Here is a 15811-nt window from a genome sequence, read left to right as displayed (position 1 = left end):
GAGACAGGCCCCCGCCCCCGCACCGGCGGGCTTCCCGCCGGTGCGGGGGCGGGGGCCAGGCGGGTGCCGATGGGCACGAGGGCGGTCACGGCGATCTCCTCTCGTCGTCCCCCGCGCCGCCCTCGGGCGGGGCGGGAAGGCGCTCGGCCGCTCGCAGCCGGGCGCTCTCGGAGCGGGGGTTGGCGGCGACCTCGGCGGCCGACGGCTTGCGGGCTCCCCGGTTCAGCAGCCGCACCAGCGGCGTGGCACCGCACACGCACGGCAGCCCCGGCGGGCACGTGCACCCTCCGGTGGCGGCCTCCAGCAGGCGGTCCTTCACGATGCGGTCCTCGCCTACCACTCGGGCGAGGACGACGATGCGACCGGCCGGCGCCAGAGCCGCCACGGCGGCGTCCACCGTGGGGCCGAGCACCTCGAGCTCGTCGTTGACGGCGATGCGCAGGGCCTGGAACACCCGGCGGGCGGGGTGCCCGCCCGTGCGCCGGGCGGGCGCGGGGATGGCGTCCCGGACGGCCTCGGCCACCTGGGTGGTGGTCTCGAATGGGCGCCCGGCGACGAGGGCGCGGGCGATGCGGCGGGCGAAGCGCCTCTCGCCGCTCTCGGCGATGAGCCGGGACAGAGCCCGCTCGTCCGCACCGTTCACGACGTCGGCCGCCGTGCGGCGCTGGGTGCGGTCCATCCGCATGTCGAGGGGGCCTTCGTGGCGGTACGAGAAACCGCGTTCGGGGCGGTCGAACTGCGGCGAGCTGACGCCCAGGTCGAGCAGCACGGCGCTCACCGGTCCCGTCACCAGCTGGGGAAGGCGGTCGAAGCGGGCGTGGTGGAGGGCGGCGACCCGGTCGCCGAAGCGGGCCAGGTTCGTCGCGGCCGCGGCCAGGGCGTCGGCATCGCGGTCGACGCCCACCAGCCGGAGGCCGGGGGACGCGTCGAGGACGGCCGCCGCGTGCCCGCCGCCCCCGAGGGTGGCGTCCACGAAGAGGCCGGGCGGGACGTCGGCCAACAGGGCCACCACCTCGTCCGCCATCACCGGCCGGTGCACGAACTCCTGGGTCATCCGCAGCCCCTCGACCTGCCCGGTACCGCCGGGGAACATCCCCGGTCGGCGAGCCCGGAAGATTGCGGAGAGGGGGTCTTCCACCGTGCCCGTCGAGGGGCTGCGCATGGTCCTGGGTCGTGCCGTCAGTCGTCCTCGATCAGCGCCGCCTCGGTGGCGGCCACCTTCTCCTCCCATCGCTCGGGGTTCCACAGCTCGATGCGGTTCAGGGCGCCGTTCACCAGCACGGCGTCGTGGAGCGTGGCGAAGCTCCGCAGCGGCGCCACGATGGCGATGCGGCCCTGCTTGTCCACCTCCACCTCCTGGGTGCCCGACGCGAACACCCGCGCCAGGTTGCGCTCGGCCGGCCCCAGCTTCTGGGCCTCCTCCATCTCGGCCGACTGCACGTTGAACTCCTCGGGCGTCCACAGCGCCAGGCAGCCGCCCCGGAACTGCGTGAGGTAGCCGCCGTGGTCGAAGTGGGCGCGGAACTTGGCGGGCAGGATGACCCGACCCTTGGGATCGACCGAGTGCTCGTACCGTCCGAAGAACCGCACCACCGAGAGACGTGCTCCTCACCACCCTGCACCACCGGGTTGCTCCGCGGGTCAGGACCCCTCCCCTTCCCGCCACTTGGCGCCACCGTAACCCACTTCGTTACCACCTTCAACCTCTCCAATCCGCGCCGCGACCTTCTGGCGGCAGAACGGGGCGGTATGCGCCCATTTCTGCCGCCGGAGCGGACGCCCTCAGGCGCGGGCCCCCCGCGCCGGCGCCTGACCCGTGCCCTGCGCCGCGACCTTGTGGCGGCAGAACGGGGCGGTATGCGCCCCTTCTTGCCGCCGGAGCGGACGCCGCCGGGCGCGGGCCGCCGGCGGCGGCGCCTGGCTCGGCCGTGCGCCGCGACCTTCTGGCGGCAGAACGGGCGGTTTGCGCTTCTTCTTGCCGCCGGAGCGGACGCCGCCGGGCGCGGGCCGCCGGGCGCGGCTACGGCAGGGCGGCGACGAACGCCGACTCGACGTCCGCCTCGGGGCGGGCGACGGCGAGCACGGCGCCGGCCAGGTCGGCGGCCGCCGCCTCCCGGTCGGCCGGGCCCAGGGCCAGGGCGGCGAGGAGCGGCGCCGGGTCCCACGCCAGGGCCACGGCGCACTGGAAGAGCGCACCCTCGCGGGTCCGGCGCTGGGCGATGCCGACCGCCTTGCGGCCCGCCAGCGTCACCTCGCCGGGGCCGAGGCCGGCGAAGCACACGGCGGACGACCAACGCGAGCGCACCAGCCCGCCCCGGTGGACGGCGGCGCCGGGCAGGCCGAGCGCCTCGAGGGCGCCGGCCCAGGCGTCACCCAGCCACCATGCGGCGCGGCCGACGTCGGGGTGCCACAGGGCGTCGCCGGCGGGGACGACGACGTCGGCCCACACCACCCGGCCCGGCTCCACCAGCACCGCCCCACCGCCGCTGCGCCGGCGGGCCACCTCGACGCCGGCGCCCTCCACCACCGCGCCGTCGGGTTGGGTCGAGCCCAGCACGACGGCCGGCGCCGTCGCCAGGCAGAAGGTGACCGAGCGCGTCGACCAGTCGACGGCGCGCCCGTGCAGCGTGGCGGCGTCCGCCCGCAGGCGCCCGACGGTCCAGCCAGCGGTCAGGCCGACAGTGAGGCCGCCCCGCCGAGGTACGGCTCCCAGTCGGGACGGACCGTGCCGGTGGCGACCAGGACCCAGCTCCCGGCGCGGGGCGGCGCCGGCGGGCGGAGGAGGCTCAGCGGCGTGTCGGCCAGGAGGTGGTCCTCCTTGCGCATGTTGCACGGCCGGCACGACGCCACCACGTTGTCCCACGTGTGGGTGCCGCCCTTGCTGCGGGGCACGACGTGGTCGATGTTCTCGGCGGTCCCGCCGCAGTACTGGCAGCGGTGACCATCCCGGGCGAAGACGGCCCGGCGGTTGAGCCCGATGCGGGCCTGGTACGGGACCTTCACGTAGTACGCCAGTCGGGCGACGGACGGCTCCGGGAACGACGAGCGCTCGGAGTGGTACGACCGGCCGGTGGAGGCGACGAGCTCCGCCTTTCCCGAGAGAACGAGCACCAGGGCCCGGCGGGTGGCCACGACGCAGAGCGGCTCATACGTGGCATTGAGGATGAGCGCCCTGGACATCGGTCGAAGCTACCGACGAGCCGGTCCTGGTGGCACCCGCATTTCCGCACATTACCGCAGAGATCTGCGGGAACTTCTGCACCATCGCAGGTACGCGACCACGTCGCCGGGCGCGGGCGCGGGTGCGCCCGCGCCGTACATCGTCTCCAGCCGGAAGGCGAGATAGGCGCGGTCGGGGAGGGGCAGGTACGGACGCCTCCGCCACCACCGCGCCGGCGCCAGGAGCAGCGCCTGGCGGACGGCGGTGGGCCACAGGGCGGGCCGGACGAGGACCGCCAGCACCGCCCCCGTCCACCCTGGGGCGACGCCGCTCACCCGCCGGCCCGGCCTTCGACCGGGCGTCGCCCGGTCACGCCAGCACCTGGCGGCCCAGGCCCCGCCAGCCGACGGCGGCCGCCCCCACCAGCGGGCCGTCGGCCCCGAGGCCGGCGGGCGCGACGAGCGCGCCGGCCGAGAACGACAAGCGGGCCGAGCGCTCGACCTCGGCCCGGGCGGCGGCGAAGAACGGCTCCCCGAAGCCGAGCGCCACCGACCCGGCGACCACGGCCAGGCGCAGGTCGAGCAGGTTGGCCACCGAGGCCACCGCCCGCCCCACCAGCATGCCCGTGCGCTCGACCACGTCGGGGCCGGCCTCGGCCGCCGGGCGGCCGGTGACCGCCTGGATGGACGGGCCCGACGCCTCCGCCTCCAGGCACCCGGCCGCCCCGCAGGCGCACCGCCGGCCCCCGGGGACGACGATCACGTGGCCGATGTGGCCGGCGTTGCCGGCGGCGCCGTCGAGCAGCCGCCCGTCGAGCACGATCCCGCCGCCCACACCGGTGGACACCACCATGGCCACGAAGGCGGCCACCCCCCGGGCGGCGCCCCTCCACCCCTCGCCCAGGGCCAGGGCCTTGGCGTCGTTGTCGACGAAGGTGTCGAGCGCCAGCCGCTCGGCCAGCGCCGACCGGAGCGGGAAGCCCCGCCACGCCGCGATGTTGAGGGGTGACACCTCCTCGCCGCCCGGCGCCATGGGGCCGCCGCAGCCCACGCCGCACACGACCTCGTCGCCCGCCCGCACCCGGTCGACCACGCCCAGCAGGGCGTCGAACACGTCGGCGGCGGAGCCGGTCCGGGGGGTGGCCGCCCGGGCCGAGCGGAGGACGGCCCCGCCGTCGTCGACCACGGCGGCGGCCAGCTTCGTCCCGCCCACGTCGACGGCCAGGGCGTGCGCCACGCCGGGACGGTACCCGCCGTCGTCCATGACGGAGGGCGGCGGTAGGGTCTTTCGAGGAGACGACGCACCCGGAGGGCGGGCGGTGGTCAGACAACGAGCAGCCGCCGACATGACCACGTTCGCCGACGGCTTCGCGGCGATCGTCGGGAACGTCGAGCGGATGATCCAGGGCAAGACCGAGGCCATCCGCCTGGCCGTCCTCAGCCTGGTCGCCGAGGGCCACCTCCTCATCGAGGACGTACCGGGGGTGGGCAAGACCAGCCTGGCCAAGGCCCTGGCCGCCTCGCTCGGCTGCGCCTGGCAGCGGATCCAGTTCACCCCCGACCTGCTGCCCTCGGACGTCACCGGCGTGAACGTCTACAGCCGGGCCACGGGCAGCTTCGAGTTCCGCCCGGGCGGCGTGTTCGCCAACGTCGTCCTGGGCGACGAGATCAACCGGGCGTCGCCCAAGACCCAGTCCGCCCTCCTGGAGGCCATGCAGGAGCGCCAGGTCACCGTCGACGCCAACACCTACTCGCTGCCCACGCCGTTCATGGTGATCGCCACCCAGAACCCGATCGAGCACGAGGGCACCTACCCGCTGCCCGAGAGCCAGCTCGACCGGTTCCTGATGCGCATCGCCATGGGCTACCCGGACCGGGCGGCCGAGATCGAGATGCTCGACCTCCACGGCGGCACCGAGGCCGTCACCGTGGACGAGCTGGAGCCCGTCACCACCACCGGCCGGGTGGTCGCCATGACCGATGCCGCCAAGGCCGTGCACGTGGCGCCCGGGCTGCGGGGCTACCTGGTCGACCTGGCCGAGGCCACCCGCCGCCACCCGAGCCTGGCGCTCGGCGTGTCGCCCCGGGCCACCCTCGCCCTCCAGGGGGCGGCCCGGGCCCGGGCCGCCTCCCTCGGCCGCAACTACGTGGTCCCCGACGACGTGAAGGCGCTGGCCGGGCCCGTGCTCGAGCACCGCCTGGTCCTCACCCCCGAGGCCACGATCGGGGGGGCGGCGGGGCGGGACGTGCTGGCCGAGGTGCTGGACCGCGTCCCCGTCCCCGCCGGCCGCGGCGGCTAGGCCGTGCTGACCCGCCGGGGCCTGATGCTCCTCCTCGGCGCCGGGCTGCTGCTGATGGGGGGGCGGCTGCTCGGGATCGTCGAGCTGTACATGCTGGCCGGGGCCGCCTTCGCGCTGGTGATCGGCGCGGTGGCCTTCGTGCGCCTGGCCCGCTTCGACCTGGAGGCGTCCCGGGAGCTGCGCCCCGCCCGGGTCCACGCCGGCGGCGCCAGCCGGGTGGAGCTGACCGTCCGCAACAACGGCCGCCGCCGCTCCCCGGTGCTCTCCGCCCGCGACCCCTTCGACGGCGGGCGCCGCTGGGCCCGCTTCCTGGTCGCCCCCCTGGCGCCCGGGGAGGCGGCCCGCGCCGCCTACCGGCTGCCCACCGACCGGCGCGGCATCTACGACCTGGGTCCCCTCCAGCTCCAGCTGGAGGACCCGTTCGGCCTGGCCGGCCGCGCCCGGCCCGGTGCGCCCGCCACCCAGCTCACCGTCTACCCCCGCGTCGACGCCATCCCGCCCCTGCCCATGACCCGGGGCAACGACCCGCATGCCGGTGCCGACCACCCCACCGCCCTGGCGTCGGCCGGCGAGGACTTCTACGCCCTGAGGGAGTACGAGATGGGCGACGACCTGCGCCGCGTGCACTGGAAGGCGACGGCCCGCCTCGACGAGCTGATGATCCGCCAGGACGAGATGCCGTGGCAGGGCCGGGTGACCGTGCTCGTCGACCTGCGCCGGGCCGCGCACACGCCGGCGTCGCTCGAGATGGCCCTGTCGGCGGCGGCCAGCGTGGTCAGCGCGTCCTGGCGCCACCGCTCGCTGGTCCGCCTGGTCGCGACCGACGGCGTCGACTCCGGCTTCGCCGAGGGCCACGCCCACGTCGAGGCCATCCTCGAGCACCTGGCCGGGGCGTCCGCCGGGCGGGAGGACAACCTGGGCGCCATCCTCTCGTCGCTGCGGCGGGAGGGGAACGGCGGCGCCCTCGCCGTCGTGACCACGGCGGTGGCGGCCGAGACCGACCTCGAGCGCATCGCCCGCCTGCGGAGCCGCTTCGGCGCCGTCACCGTGGTGCTCTTCGAGCGCTCGGCCCTCGACCCCGACGGGCACGACACGGCCCGTCCCGTCCCCGGCGCCCGCTCCGTGGTGCGGGTCACGGCCGCCCGCCCGTTCGCCGCCGCCTGGACGGAGGCGATGGCCGGGCGGGTGCGGCCGGCGGCGGTGGGACCATGACCGCGCCCGCCGCTGGGGCGGACGGGCGCACGGCCGCCGCGCCGCTGGCCACGCTCGCCCTGGCGGCCGTGACGGTGGCCGTGGCCGTGGGGATGGGGCGCCTCTTCGCCGGAGCCGCGTACCTGCTGCCCCTGGTCGGCGCCGCCGTCGTCGCCCACGCCGCCATGTGGGCGGGCCGGCTCCTCGGGCGCTCGCTCGCCCTGTCGGCCCTGTCGGCCGCCGGCGGCGTGGCCCTGGTCGCCACCTGGCTGCTGCTCCCGGAGACGGCCACCCTCTCGCTCGTGCCCGGGCCCGCCACTTTGGCGGCGGCCCGCGAAGCCCTGGCCCGGGCGTGGGCCGACTTCGGCTCGGTGGTGGCGCCCGCGCCGGCCAGCGACGGGTTCCTCCTGGCGGCCATGGTGGGCGTCGCCGCCACAGCCGTCCTCGCCGACTGGGCGGCGTTCCGCATGAAGGTGCTGTTCGAGGCGGTGGTGCCCTCGTTCACCCTCTTCGTGTTCACGGCCACCCTGGGCGACGACGGGCGGCGGGGCCTGATGGTGGCGCTGTACCTCGCCACCCTGCTCCCCTTCCTGGTCCTCCACCGGGCCGACCTCGAGTCGTCCGGGTCCTCGTGGTTCGCCAGCCGCAACAAGGGTGGCCCTACCGCGCTGCTGCAGGGAGCGGCCGGCCTGGTCCTCGCCGCCGTCGCCGCCGCCGTGGTGGTCGGTCCCCGCCTGCCCGGGGCGGCGGCCGAGGCCGTGCTCGACTGGCGGGGCGACGGCCCGGGCGGGAAGGGCCGGCGTACGACCGTCAGCCCCCTGGTCGACATCCGGGGCCGCCTGGTGGACCAGTCGTCCACCGAGGTGTTCACCGTGCGAACGCAGCAGCGGGCCTACTGGCGGCTCACCTCGCTGGACACCTTCGACGGGCGCATCTGGTCGTCCGACGCCAGCTACCAGCCGGTGGGCGAGCGCCTCCCCGAACCGGAGCCGGGCGCCGGGGGCGCCACCGGCGACACCTTCGTCCAGGAGTTCACCATCCGGTCGCTGTCGTCTATCTGGCTCCCGGCCGCCTACCGACCGGAGCGCATCGGCGGCGTCGACGAGGTCAGCTACAACGAGGACCTCGGGAGCCTCATCACCGGCGACGACACCACCGACGGCCTCACCTACCGGGTGCAGTCGACCGTCCCCCGCTTCGATCCCCGGGCGCTGGCCGGCGTGGTGGGACGGTCGACCTCCGTCGATCTCGACCGGTTCCTGGCGCTCCCGCCCATCTCCCGGCCCGTCCGCCAGCTGGCCCGGGCGCTGACCTCGGGGCTGCCCGACGCGCCGTACGCCAGGGCCCTGGCCATCCAGGACCACTTCCGCCAGGGGTTCGTCTACGACATCGACGTGGGAGCCGGCCACGGCGACGAGGCGCTGGAGCGGTTCCTGTTCGACGACCGCCGGGGCTACTGCGAGCAGTTCGCCGGCGCCTTCGCCGTGTTGGCCCGGTCGGTCGGGCTCCCCACCCGGGTGGCCGTCGGGTTCACCCCGGGCGAGCTCGGCGGCGACGGGCGCCTCCATGTCAAGGGCCTGAACGCCCACGCCTGGCCCGAGGTCTTCCTGGACGGGTTCGGCTGGGTGGCGTTCGAGCCCACGCCCGGGCGGGGCGCCCCCGGCCAGGAGGAGTACCTCGGCGTGCCCGAGGCCCAGGCCGACCCTCGGGACGCCACCACGGCCACCACGGCGGCGCCGCCCACCACGGCGCCCGACGACACCGCCACCCCCTCGACCACCGCTGCGCCGGCGGGCGAGGCACCGGCGCCCCTCGCCACCCCCGCCGGGCGCCCGTGGTGGCGCCACCCGGCCGCCGTCGTCGCCGGCTCCGTCGTGCTCGTCGTCGTCCTCGTGGTCCTCGGGGTGCCGCTGGCCAAGGACGTGCGCCGGCGGCGCCGGAGGGCGGCGGCAGCCGATCCCGCCGAGCGGGTGTGGGTGGCGTGGACGGAGGCGGCCGAGGCGGTGGCCCGGGCCGGCGCGCCACGCCGGCCGGCGGAGACGCTGGCCGAGCACGCCCGCCGGGCCGCCCCCACCGCCGCCCTGTCCGAGCCGGCGGCCACCGCCCTGGCCACCCTGGCAGCCGACGCGGCGACGGCCAGCTACGCCCCCGAGCCGCTCCCGCCCGAGGCGGCGGAGACGGCGGCCGCCCACGCCGCCGCCGTCGAGGAGAGCGTCCTGGCCACCGCCACCCGGCGCCGCCGGGTGGCGTGGGTCCTCGACCCGCGGCCGCTGTTCCAGCCGCCGCCCGGGACGGCCCCCGACCGCAGGCGCCGCGACCGCCGCTGAGGCCGGGTGCTTACTGGGGACCGCCGGCCGTCGGCCGCCGGAGCCGCCGCCGGGGCACCGACCGACCGACCGGCCACCGCCGAGGCGGCGCCGTCGCTGGGTTCTGGCGGCAGATCGGGGCGCTATCCGCCCGAATTTGCCGCCGGAGCCGGCGCGGGCGCCGGTCACGGTCACCGACACCGACCCGGGGCCGACCGACCGCCGACCGCCGACCGTCGGCCGCGGGCCGTCGTGGGATTCTGGCGGCAGATCGGGGCGCTATCCGCCCGAATTTGCCGCCGGAGCCCGCGCTCGCGCCGGTCTCGGCGCTATTGGCCGGAGTCGTCGCGCTTGAAGCGCTCGCCCAGCCGCTTGCGGGTGTCGCCCAACAGGTTGGGGAAGCCCTTCTCCCGCACCGTCTGGGTGAGCTCCTGCCAGCCCGCCTTGCCCATCTTGCGGAAGTTGCGCTCGAAGACGAGCGTCGACGCCAGCATCAGGAGGAAGCCGAAGGCGCCGAGGACGCGGCTGGAGGCGAAGGACGCCAGGAGGAGGACGAGGCCGGCGACGAAGCCGAGGGCGGCCCACTTGCAGTTCCGGCCGGCGTGCCGGTACAGCGTCGTCTCGCTGACGCCCTTGGCGAAGTCGGGGTCGTGCTCGTAGAAGCTGCGCTCGATCTCGTGGAGGATCCGCTGCTCTTCTTCCGAAAGCGGCAACTTGCCGACCCTCCTGCTTCCATCTGATGCACGCCGGTCCTCCATCTTCGCGCACGCCGTCCCCCTCAACAACGCGATCGAGGTCGCCCCCGTCAAGGCGCCGAACCGCCCCCTGGTCCCCACTGCTGGTCGCCGGGGCGGCGGACGCGCAGCCCGCCCCCGCCCAGCAGCGCCGCCGGTCCCACCGCGTCCGGCCCGAACCGGGCCCGCACGCCGTCGACCGCCTCGGACGCCTCGCCCCAGCCCGGGCCGCCGACGCCCAGCTCCAGCTGGCGGGCGGCCCCCTCGGTGAGGTTGCCGACGCTCACCCCGAGGAGGCGCACGCCGGGGCCGGCGTCCACGCCGTCGAGCAGCGCGCCGGCCGCCGACGCCAGCTCGGGTGCGGTGTCGACCGCCTCGGGCAGCGTGCGCGAGCGGGTGATGGTGGCGAAGTCGTTGAAGCGCACCTTCACCGTCACCGTGCGCCCGGCCAGCCCGGCACCCCGCAGGCGGGCCGCCACCGCGTCGGACTGGCGGACCACCTCGCGGTGCAGGTCGGCCCGCTCCCGGAGGTCCACGGCGAACGTCTCCTCGTGGCCGACCGACTTCGGCGGGCGGGAAGGCTCCACCGGCCGGGCGTCGCGGGCCCAGGCCAGCTCCCACAGCTGCGTGCCGGCGGCCGGTCCGAGCCACTCGACCACGGTCGCCCGGGGGACGGCTGCCAGGTCGCCCACCGTCCCGACGCCCTTGGCCCGCAGCTTGTCCGCCGTCCGCGGTCCGACGCCCCACAGGGCGCCGACCGGCATGGGGTGAAGGAAGGCCAACTCCTCCCCCGGCCGCACGACCACCACGCCGGGGCCCTCGACGACGCCGCTCAGCGACGCCCGGGGCTTGGCCTGCTTGGACGCCAGCTTGGCCAGCAGCTTCGACGGGGCGACGCCCACCGAGCAGCCCAGCCCGACCTCGTCCCGGATGCGCCGGCGGACGGCGGCGGCGATGTCGGGGGCGGGTCCGAACAGGCGACGGGCGCCGCCCACGTCGAGGAACGCCTCGTCCAGCGAGATGCCCTCCACCAGCGGGGTGTACGAGGTGAACACGGCGTGGATGCGCCGGCTGTACTCGCCGTAGCGGGACAGGTCGCCGTGGACGAACACCGCCGACGGGCACAGGCGCCGGGCCCGGGCGGACGGCATGGCCGACGCCACCCCGTAGGCCCGTGCCTCGTACGAGCACGACGCCACCACGCCCCGGTCGCCGGCGCCGCCCACGATCACCGGGCGCCCGGCGAGCGACGGGTCGCGGAGCACCTCGACCGACGCGTAGAACGCGTCCATGTCGACGTGGAGGATCGTCGGCTCCCCCGTCCCGGCGGGCACGGGCCGATTGTGGCAGGGTGACCCGGCGACCGGGAGGTGACCGTGCACCGCAACGTCAAGGCCGTGGTCGACGCCGGGAGCCTCCTCGGCGTCGAGGTCCGCCCACGGGAGTTCCCCGAGGGCACGCGGACGGCCGTGGATGCCGCTCTCGCCATCGGCGTGGACCTGGCCCAGATCGTGAAATCCCTGGTGTTCTGCGTCGACGGCGAGCTGGTCGTCGCCCTGGTGAGCGGGCCCAACCTGGTGGACGAGGGCAAGCTGGCCGCTGCGGCCGGGGGCGAGCGGGCGTGGCGGGAGGACGCCTCCACCGTGCGCGAGGCGACCGGCTTCCCCATCGGCGGGATCCCGCCGTTCGGCCACCACGAGCCGCTGCGGGTCTTCGTGGACGCCGACCTGCTGCTCCACGACGAGGTGTGGGCGGCGGCGGGCACGCCCTCGGTGAACTTCCCGATCAGCCCCGACGCCCTCGTCCGAGCGACCGGCGGCCGCGTCTGCGACCTCGCCCGGTCCGGCTAGGAGGCCAGGAACGGCGCCGGGCGCGGCGCACGCCGCGCCGGGCGCGGCGCACGCCGCGGCGGGCGAGGTCGCGCACGCCCCACAGGGTCACCAGCGTCATGGCCTCCACCACGATGCGCCCCGACATCTTCGAGCCGTCCCGCTCGCGGTCGACGAACACGATGGGGACCTCGGCGACCTTCCCCCCCTGCTGGGTCACGCGGTACACCATCTCGATGAGGAAGCCGTAGCCGTTGGCCCGCTGGTGGTCGAGGCTGATCGCCCGCAGCATCGACGACCGGTACGCCCGGTAGCCGGACGTGGCGTCGGAGACCGGGAGCCCGAGCAGGGCGGTGGCGTACCGGTTGCCGAACCGGGACAGGGCCCGGCGGTGGACGGGCCAGTTCGGGATCGCCCCGCCGGGGACGTAACGGGAGCCGACGGCCAGGTCGGCGCCGCTCTCCACGGCCGCCAGCAGGGCCGGGAGGGCGGCCGGGTCGTGCGAGAGGTCGGCGTCCATCTCGACGACGACGTCGTAGTCCCGTTCCAGCGCCCAGGCGAAGCCGGCCCGGCAGGCGGCGCCGAACCCCCGGGGCCCGGTCCGGCGCAGGACGACGATGCCGCCCGTCTCCCGGCCCACCGCCTCGGCCAGGTCGGCGGTGCCGTCGGGGCTGGCGTCGTCCACCACCACGACGTCGGCCTCGGGCGCCGCCGCCCGGACCCGGGGGAGCACCACGCCGATGTTGCGGGCCTCCTCGTACGTCGGCATGACGATGGCGGCGCGCACGGGCGGCCAGCATACGATTCGCCGCCGTGGCCACAGGCGATGACCGACGGCTGTCCGCGCTCCCGTCGCGGCGGGCACGGCTCCTCGCCTTCCTCGCCATCCTCGTCGCCGGCGGGTGCGGCGCGCTGATCGGCGCCTCCTTCGTGAACCTCCAGTGCGAGGACTGCGACGCCGCCACCGGCGCCGGCGCCGTGATCGGCGGCCTCGCCGCCGCAGCCGGCGTCGCCGTCGTCGCCGTCCTCGTCCTCAGAGCCATGGGCGAGTGGCGAAGGACCGAACTGCACGAAGACGACACCACGGACCACTGAAACTGACCCACGCACCACAACACACCCCCGGCCGGACCCGCAGGCCGAGGGGTGGGAGACACCGACGAGGCCGGGCGGGTGGCCCGTAGGGAAGGGGCCCACCCGGTGGGGCCCCAGCGCAGGTGGGGGGAACCGGGTGGGAAGGATCCCTGAGGGACAGGACCCGCCCGGCCGGTCAGTGGCGCGAGACGGACATGGCTACGCCGTGAGCCGCAGGACCCGGAACCCCTCGGCATACGGCACGCCGGCCACCCGACCCCCCTCCTCGGCCCGCTGCTGCACGACCTGGCGCAGCCACTCCCCCGTCTCGCCCAGCTGGCTCGCATGGCACAGCAGGGCCTCGGCCTTGGCGTCGATGGAGCCGGTGATCTCGACCCACAGGTCGGGCTCGAGCGTCCCCGACAGGTAGACGGCCTCCACCTGGTGGGGCGGCCCGGCGTCGGGGAAGTAGTGGGGGCTGGCGGCCGCCGGGGCCACGGCGTCGAGGGTGGCCCAGCCCAGCTCCCGGTGGTCGCGGTGGTTGAAGTAGCGGGACCCGAAGAACACCGCCGTCGGGTCGGGGCACACCACCACCTGGGGCTTGAGCCGGCGCACCAGAGCGACCAGCTGGGCCCGCAGGGCGGCGGTGTTCTCGACCTCGCCGTCGGGGTGGCCGAGCAGGTGGGTGCCGGACACGCCCAGCACGGCGTTGGCCGCCTCCACCTCGCCGGCCCGCCGGCGGGCCAGGTCCTCCGGGCGCACGCCGGGGTCCGACGAGCCCTTGTCGCCCGCCGCGCAGATCACCACGTGGACGTCGGTGCCGGCGGCCGCCCACCGGGCCAGCGTGCCGCCGCACGACACCTCGGGGTCGTCGGGGTGGGCGTAGACGGCCAGGGCACGGGCGGGCACGTCGTCCACCGGTCGGGCCACCGTCGCTCCCCTACGGCGCCGACGCCAGCGAGGCGCAGGCGCGCCCGACCGCGGCGTCGTCGACGTCGTGATGGGTGACCAGGCGCACGACCCGGGGGGCGATGGTGCCGGCGAGGACGCCGGCGGCGCGCAGGTGCTCCAGCAGGCGCGCCGGCTCGGGGTGGCGGAACACGACCACGTTCGTCGGCACGGCCCCCGGGTCGCAGCCGGCGCCCGGCCAGCGGGCGGCCACCGCCTCGGCCAGTCGCCGGGCCCGCCCGTGGTCCTCGGCCAGGCGGTCCACCATCGTGCGCAGGGCGACCAGCCCGGCCGCCGCGATCACGCCCGCCTGGCGCATCCCGCCGCCCATGCGGGCCCGCTCCAGGCGCGCCGCCTCGATCACGTCGGCCGGGCCGGCCAGCACCGACCCCACGGGGGCGCACAGCCCCTTGGACAGGCAGGACATCACGGTGGTCGCCTCCGCCGCGTAAGCCGCGGCGGGGACACCGGTCGCCACCTCGGCGTTGAACAGGCGGGCGCCGTCCATGTGGACGGGCAGGGCGCCGGCCGCTACACGGAGGGCCTTGAGGGCGAACAGGGGGTAGGGCACGCCGCCCGCCGGCATGTGGGTGTTCTCGACGCACACCAGGCCGGGCGCCGGGTGGTGGTGCTCGGCCGCCTCGAGCGCCCACGTCACGTCCTCGGGCGCCAGGGTGCCGTCGGCGTCGTCGACGGTGGCGAACTGCACGGCCGCGTTGCGGCCGCCCGCGCCGTTCTCGTAGATCACCACGTGCTGGCGGGCGCCGGTCACGACCGTGGCCCCCGGCCGGCACAGGACCCGGAGCGCCAGCTGGTTCGCCATGACGCCGCTCGGGACGTACAGCGCCGCGTCCTTGCCGACCCGCTCGGCGTACGCCTCCTGGAGGCGGTTCACGGTGGGGTCCTCGCCGTAGACGTCGTCGCCCACCTCGGCGCCGGCCATCGCCCGCCGCATCTCGGCGGTGGGACGGGTCACGGTGTCCGACCGCAGGTCCACCAAGCCGCCCGACATCGCCCGCAGGCTAGGGGAGGTCGCGCCGCGGGCGCGAGACTGCCGGCGTGCCCGCCGCCCCGCCGCCGTCGGTGGGCGCGCCCGACCCCGTCGAGCTGGTGGCGCTGGCCCGGGCCGCCGCGGTCGCGGCGGGCGACCTCCTGCTGGAGGGCCAGGACGGTGCCGCCGCCGACGTGGGCACCAAGACCAGCGGCACCGACATGGTCACCGCCGTCGACCGGGCCAGCGAGGCGCTCATCACCGAGACCCTGTTGGGCGCCCGCCCGGGGGACGCCGTGCTCGGCGAGGAGGGCGGGCTCGCCGGGGCGGGGACGTCGGGGGTGCGGTGGATCGTCGACCCCCTGGACGGCACCACCAACTACCTCTACGGGTTCCCCGCCTGGGCGGTGTCGGTGGCGGCCGAGTACGACGGCGAGGTGATCGCCGGGGTGGTGCACGACCCGTCGCACGGGGAGACCTTCACCGCCGTGCGGGGCGGGGGCGCCGAGTGCAACGGGCGCCGCCTGGAGGTGACCGGCGCGCCCGACCTGTCCGTCGCCCTCGTCGCCACCGGGTTCGCCTACGAAGCGGCGTCCCGGGCCCGCCAGGGCCAGGTCGTCGCCCGGGTGGTGCCCTGCGTCCGGGACGTGCGCCGGGCCGGCTCGGCCGCTCTCGACCTGTGCTGGGTCGGTGCCGGCCGGGTCGACCTCTATTACGAGCGGGGCATCCAGCTGTGGGACCGGGCCGCCGGGATGCTGGTGGCGGCCGAGGCGGGGGCCGTCGTCACCGTCCTCCCCGACGACACGACGGTCGCCGCCCCGCCCCAGCTGTACCAGCCGCTGCTCGACCTCCTCGGCTCCTAGATCTTCGACCTCGTTCGTTCGGCCCCGCTCGATTCGGTCGAGCTGCATCGTTCTCCGGCGGGCGAGCGGAGCGTGCGGAAGTTCGATCGCGACGAGGGGCGCCACCCGAGCGGATGACATCCCTTCAGGTCGCACCACCAGCCGCTCGAAGCGACGCTCGGCGCGACGGAGCGGGGGCGTCCGGGCGATCAGTCCTCCGGCCAACGCCCGCCGGCTCCACCCCGGGGCCGGCGCCGACCCCAAGGAGAGCCTCGAAATGTTCAGCATCAGCTCCATCGCCGCCGCCGCCGTCGCCGTCGCCCTCGGTGGCACCGGCACCGCCGCCGTCGTCATGAACTCCCCGCCTGTGAGCGTCGACGCCGGCGCCGAGATCACCGCCAGGGCCCACGCCGACCTGCGGGCGGCCGAGCAGGCCC

The 15811-nt window shown here is 76.4% G+C and carries 17 protein-coding genes; 6 read left to right on the top strand and 11 right to left on the bottom strand.

Features of this window, described 5'->3' with window-relative positions; genetic code table 11:
- Positions 1-85: 85 nt before the first annotated feature.
- From rsmH to VM242_01030, 6 genes are all read right to left on the bottom strand, one after another.
- The gene (rsmH, locus tag VM242_01055) at positions 86-1054 is read right to left on the bottom strand and encodes a 16S rRNA (cytosine(1402)-N(4))-methyltransferase RsmH (GenBank protein ID HVM03735.1); all 969 of its coding nucleotides are present in this window, start codon (positions 1052-1054) and stop codon (positions 86-88) included.
- Positions 1055-1179: 125 nt separating this feature from the next.
- Entirely contained in the window at positions 1180-1593 is a 414-nt protein-coding gene (locus VM242_01050) for a division/cell wall cluster transcriptional repressor MraZ (GenBank protein ID HVM03734.1), read from the bottom strand.
- A gap of 427 nt (positions 1594-2020) precedes the next feature.
- Positions 2021-2557 carry a hypothetical protein gene (locus VM242_01045; protein HVM03733.1) on the bottom strand — a complete coding sequence of 179 codons (537 nt, stop codon included), beginning with the start codon at positions 2555-2557 and terminating at the stop codon, positions 2021-2023.
- A gap of 113 nt (positions 2558-2670) precedes the next feature.
- Positions 2671-3180 carry an HNH endonuclease gene (locus VM242_01040; GenBank protein HVM03732.1) on the bottom strand — a complete coding sequence of 170 codons (510 nt, stop codon included), beginning with the start codon at positions 3178-3180 and terminating at the stop codon, positions 2671-2673.
- Between the two features lie 51 nt (positions 3181-3231).
- On the bottom strand, positions 3232-3495 hold the full coding sequence (locus tag VM242_01035; GenBank protein ID HVM03731.1) for a hypothetical protein: 264 nt from the start codon (positions 3493-3495) through the stop codon (positions 3232-3234).
- Positions 3496-3529: 34 nt separating this feature from the next.
- A complete protein-coding gene (locus VM242_01030; protein HVM03730.1) occupies positions 3530-4396 on the bottom strand; it encodes an ROK family protein in 867 nt (288 codons plus the stop codon).
- A 109-nt stretch (positions 4397-4505) separates the two neighbouring features.
- Here VM242_01030 and VM242_01025 point away from each other — a divergent pair, with 109 nt between their 5' ends.
- Genes VM242_01025 through VM242_01015 form a run of 3 tightly spaced genes read left to right on the top strand, consistent with a single transcriptional unit; the run spans position 4506 to position 8977 of the window.
- Complete coding sequence (locus tag VM242_01025) at positions 4506-5459, top strand: MoxR family ATPase (protein ID HVM03729.1); 954 nt, start codon at positions 4506-4508, stop codon at positions 5457-5459.
- A 3-nt stretch (positions 5460-5462) separates the two neighbouring features.
- Complete coding sequence (locus VM242_01020) at positions 5463-6671, top strand: DUF58 domain-containing protein (protein ID HVM03728.1); 1209 nt, start codon at positions 5463-5465, stop codon at positions 6669-6671.
- On the top strand, positions 6668-8977 hold the full coding sequence (locus tag VM242_01015) for a DUF3488 and transglutaminase-like domain-containing protein (protein ID HVM03727.1): 2310 nt from the start codon (positions 6668-6670) through the stop codon (positions 8975-8977). Before VM242_01020 ends, VM242_01015 begins: the two co-directional genes overlap by 4 nt.
- A gap of 308 nt (positions 8978-9285) precedes the next feature.
- Here VM242_01015 and VM242_01010 read toward each other — a convergent pair whose 3' ends face one another.
- Both VM242_01010 and VM242_01005 read right to left on the bottom strand, forming a co-directional pair.
- The gene (locus VM242_01010) at positions 9286-9669 is read right to left on the bottom strand and encodes a DUF3040 domain-containing protein (protein ID HVM03726.1); all 384 of its coding nucleotides are present in this window, start codon (positions 9667-9669) and stop codon (positions 9286-9288) included.
- Positions 9670-9761: 92 nt separating this feature from the next.
- Positions 9762-11024: a DNA polymerase IV gene (locus VM242_01005; protein ID HVM03725.1), complete on the bottom strand. Its 1263-nt coding sequence runs from the start codon at positions 11022-11024 to the stop codon at positions 9762-9764.
- A gap of 36 nt (positions 11025-11060) precedes the next feature.
- Between VM242_01005 and VM242_01000 the strand changes: the two genes are divergently transcribed.
- Positions 11061-11540, top strand: a complete 480-nt coding sequence (locus tag VM242_01000) for a YbaK/EbsC family protein (GenBank protein ID HVM03724.1) — start codon at positions 11061-11063, stop codon at positions 11538-11540.
- On the opposite strand, the gene VM242_00995 is transcribed toward VM242_01000, so the two are convergent.
- Entirely contained in the window at positions 11476-12306 is an 831-nt protein-coding gene (locus VM242_00995) for a polyprenol monophosphomannose synthase (protein ID HVM03723.1), read from the bottom strand. The two genes, VM242_01000 and VM242_00995, sit on opposite strands and share 65 nt — an antisense overlap.
- Before the next feature lie 26 nt (positions 12307-12332).
- Here VM242_00995 and VM242_00990 point away from each other — a divergent pair, with 26 nt between their 5' ends.
- The gene (locus VM242_00990; protein ID HVM03722.1) at positions 12333-12614 is read left to right on the top strand and encodes a hypothetical protein; all 282 of its coding nucleotides are present in this window, start codon (positions 12333-12335) and stop codon (positions 12612-12614) included.
- A gap of 198 nt (positions 12615-12812) precedes the next feature.
- Here VM242_00990 and VM242_00985 read toward each other — a convergent pair whose 3' ends face one another.
- The gene (locus VM242_00985) at positions 12813-13523 is read right to left on the bottom strand and encodes a PIG-L deacetylase family protein (GenBank protein HVM03721.1); all 711 of its coding nucleotides are present in this window, start codon (positions 13521-13523) and stop codon (positions 12813-12815) included.
- Between the two features lie 10 nt (positions 13524-13533).
- Complete coding sequence (locus VM242_00980; protein ID HVM03720.1) at positions 13534-14553, bottom strand: GntG family PLP-dependent aldolase; 1020 nt, start codon at positions 14551-14553, stop codon at positions 13534-13536.
- A gap of 47 nt (positions 14554-14600) precedes the next feature.
- Here VM242_00980 and VM242_00975 point away from each other — a divergent pair, with 47 nt between their 5' ends.
- Positions 14601-15395, top strand: coding sequence for an inositol monophosphatase family protein (locus VM242_00975; protein HVM03719.1), 795 nt, complete (start codon positions 14601-14603; stop codon positions 15393-15395).
- The last annotated feature ends 416 nt before the right edge of the window (positions 15396-15811 follow it).

Source organism: Acidimicrobiales bacterium (genome assembly GCA_035540975.1).
GTDB lineage: Bacteria > Actinomycetota > Acidimicrobiia > Acidimicrobiales.
Note: the sequence above shows the minus strand (reverse complement) of the source record. Positions and strands in the feature narration are given on the sequence as shown.

What these genes read in the sequence shown, in the direction of transcription:
- VM242_01015 (HVM03727.1), top strand. Translation starts at nt 6,668, where the DNA reads ATGACCGCGCCCGCCGCTGGGGCGGACGGGCGCACGGCCGCCGCGCCG.
- VM242_00980 (HVM03720.1), bottom strand. Translation starts at nt 14,553, where the DNA reads ATGTCGGGCGGCTTGGTGGACCTGCGGTCGGACACCGTGACCCGTCCC.
- VM242_01040 (HVM03732.1), bottom strand. Translation starts at nt 3,180, where the DNA reads ATGTCCAGGGCGCTCATCCTCAATGCCACGTATGAGCCGCTCTGCGTC.
- VM242_01025 (HVM03729.1), top strand. Translation starts at nt 4,506, where the DNA reads ATGACCACGTTCGCCGACGGCTTCGCGGCGATCGTCGGGAACGTCGAG.
- rsmH (HVM03735.1), bottom strand. Translation starts at nt 1,054, where the DNA reads ATGACCCAGGAGTTCGTGCACCGGCCGGTGATGGCGGACGAGGTGGTG.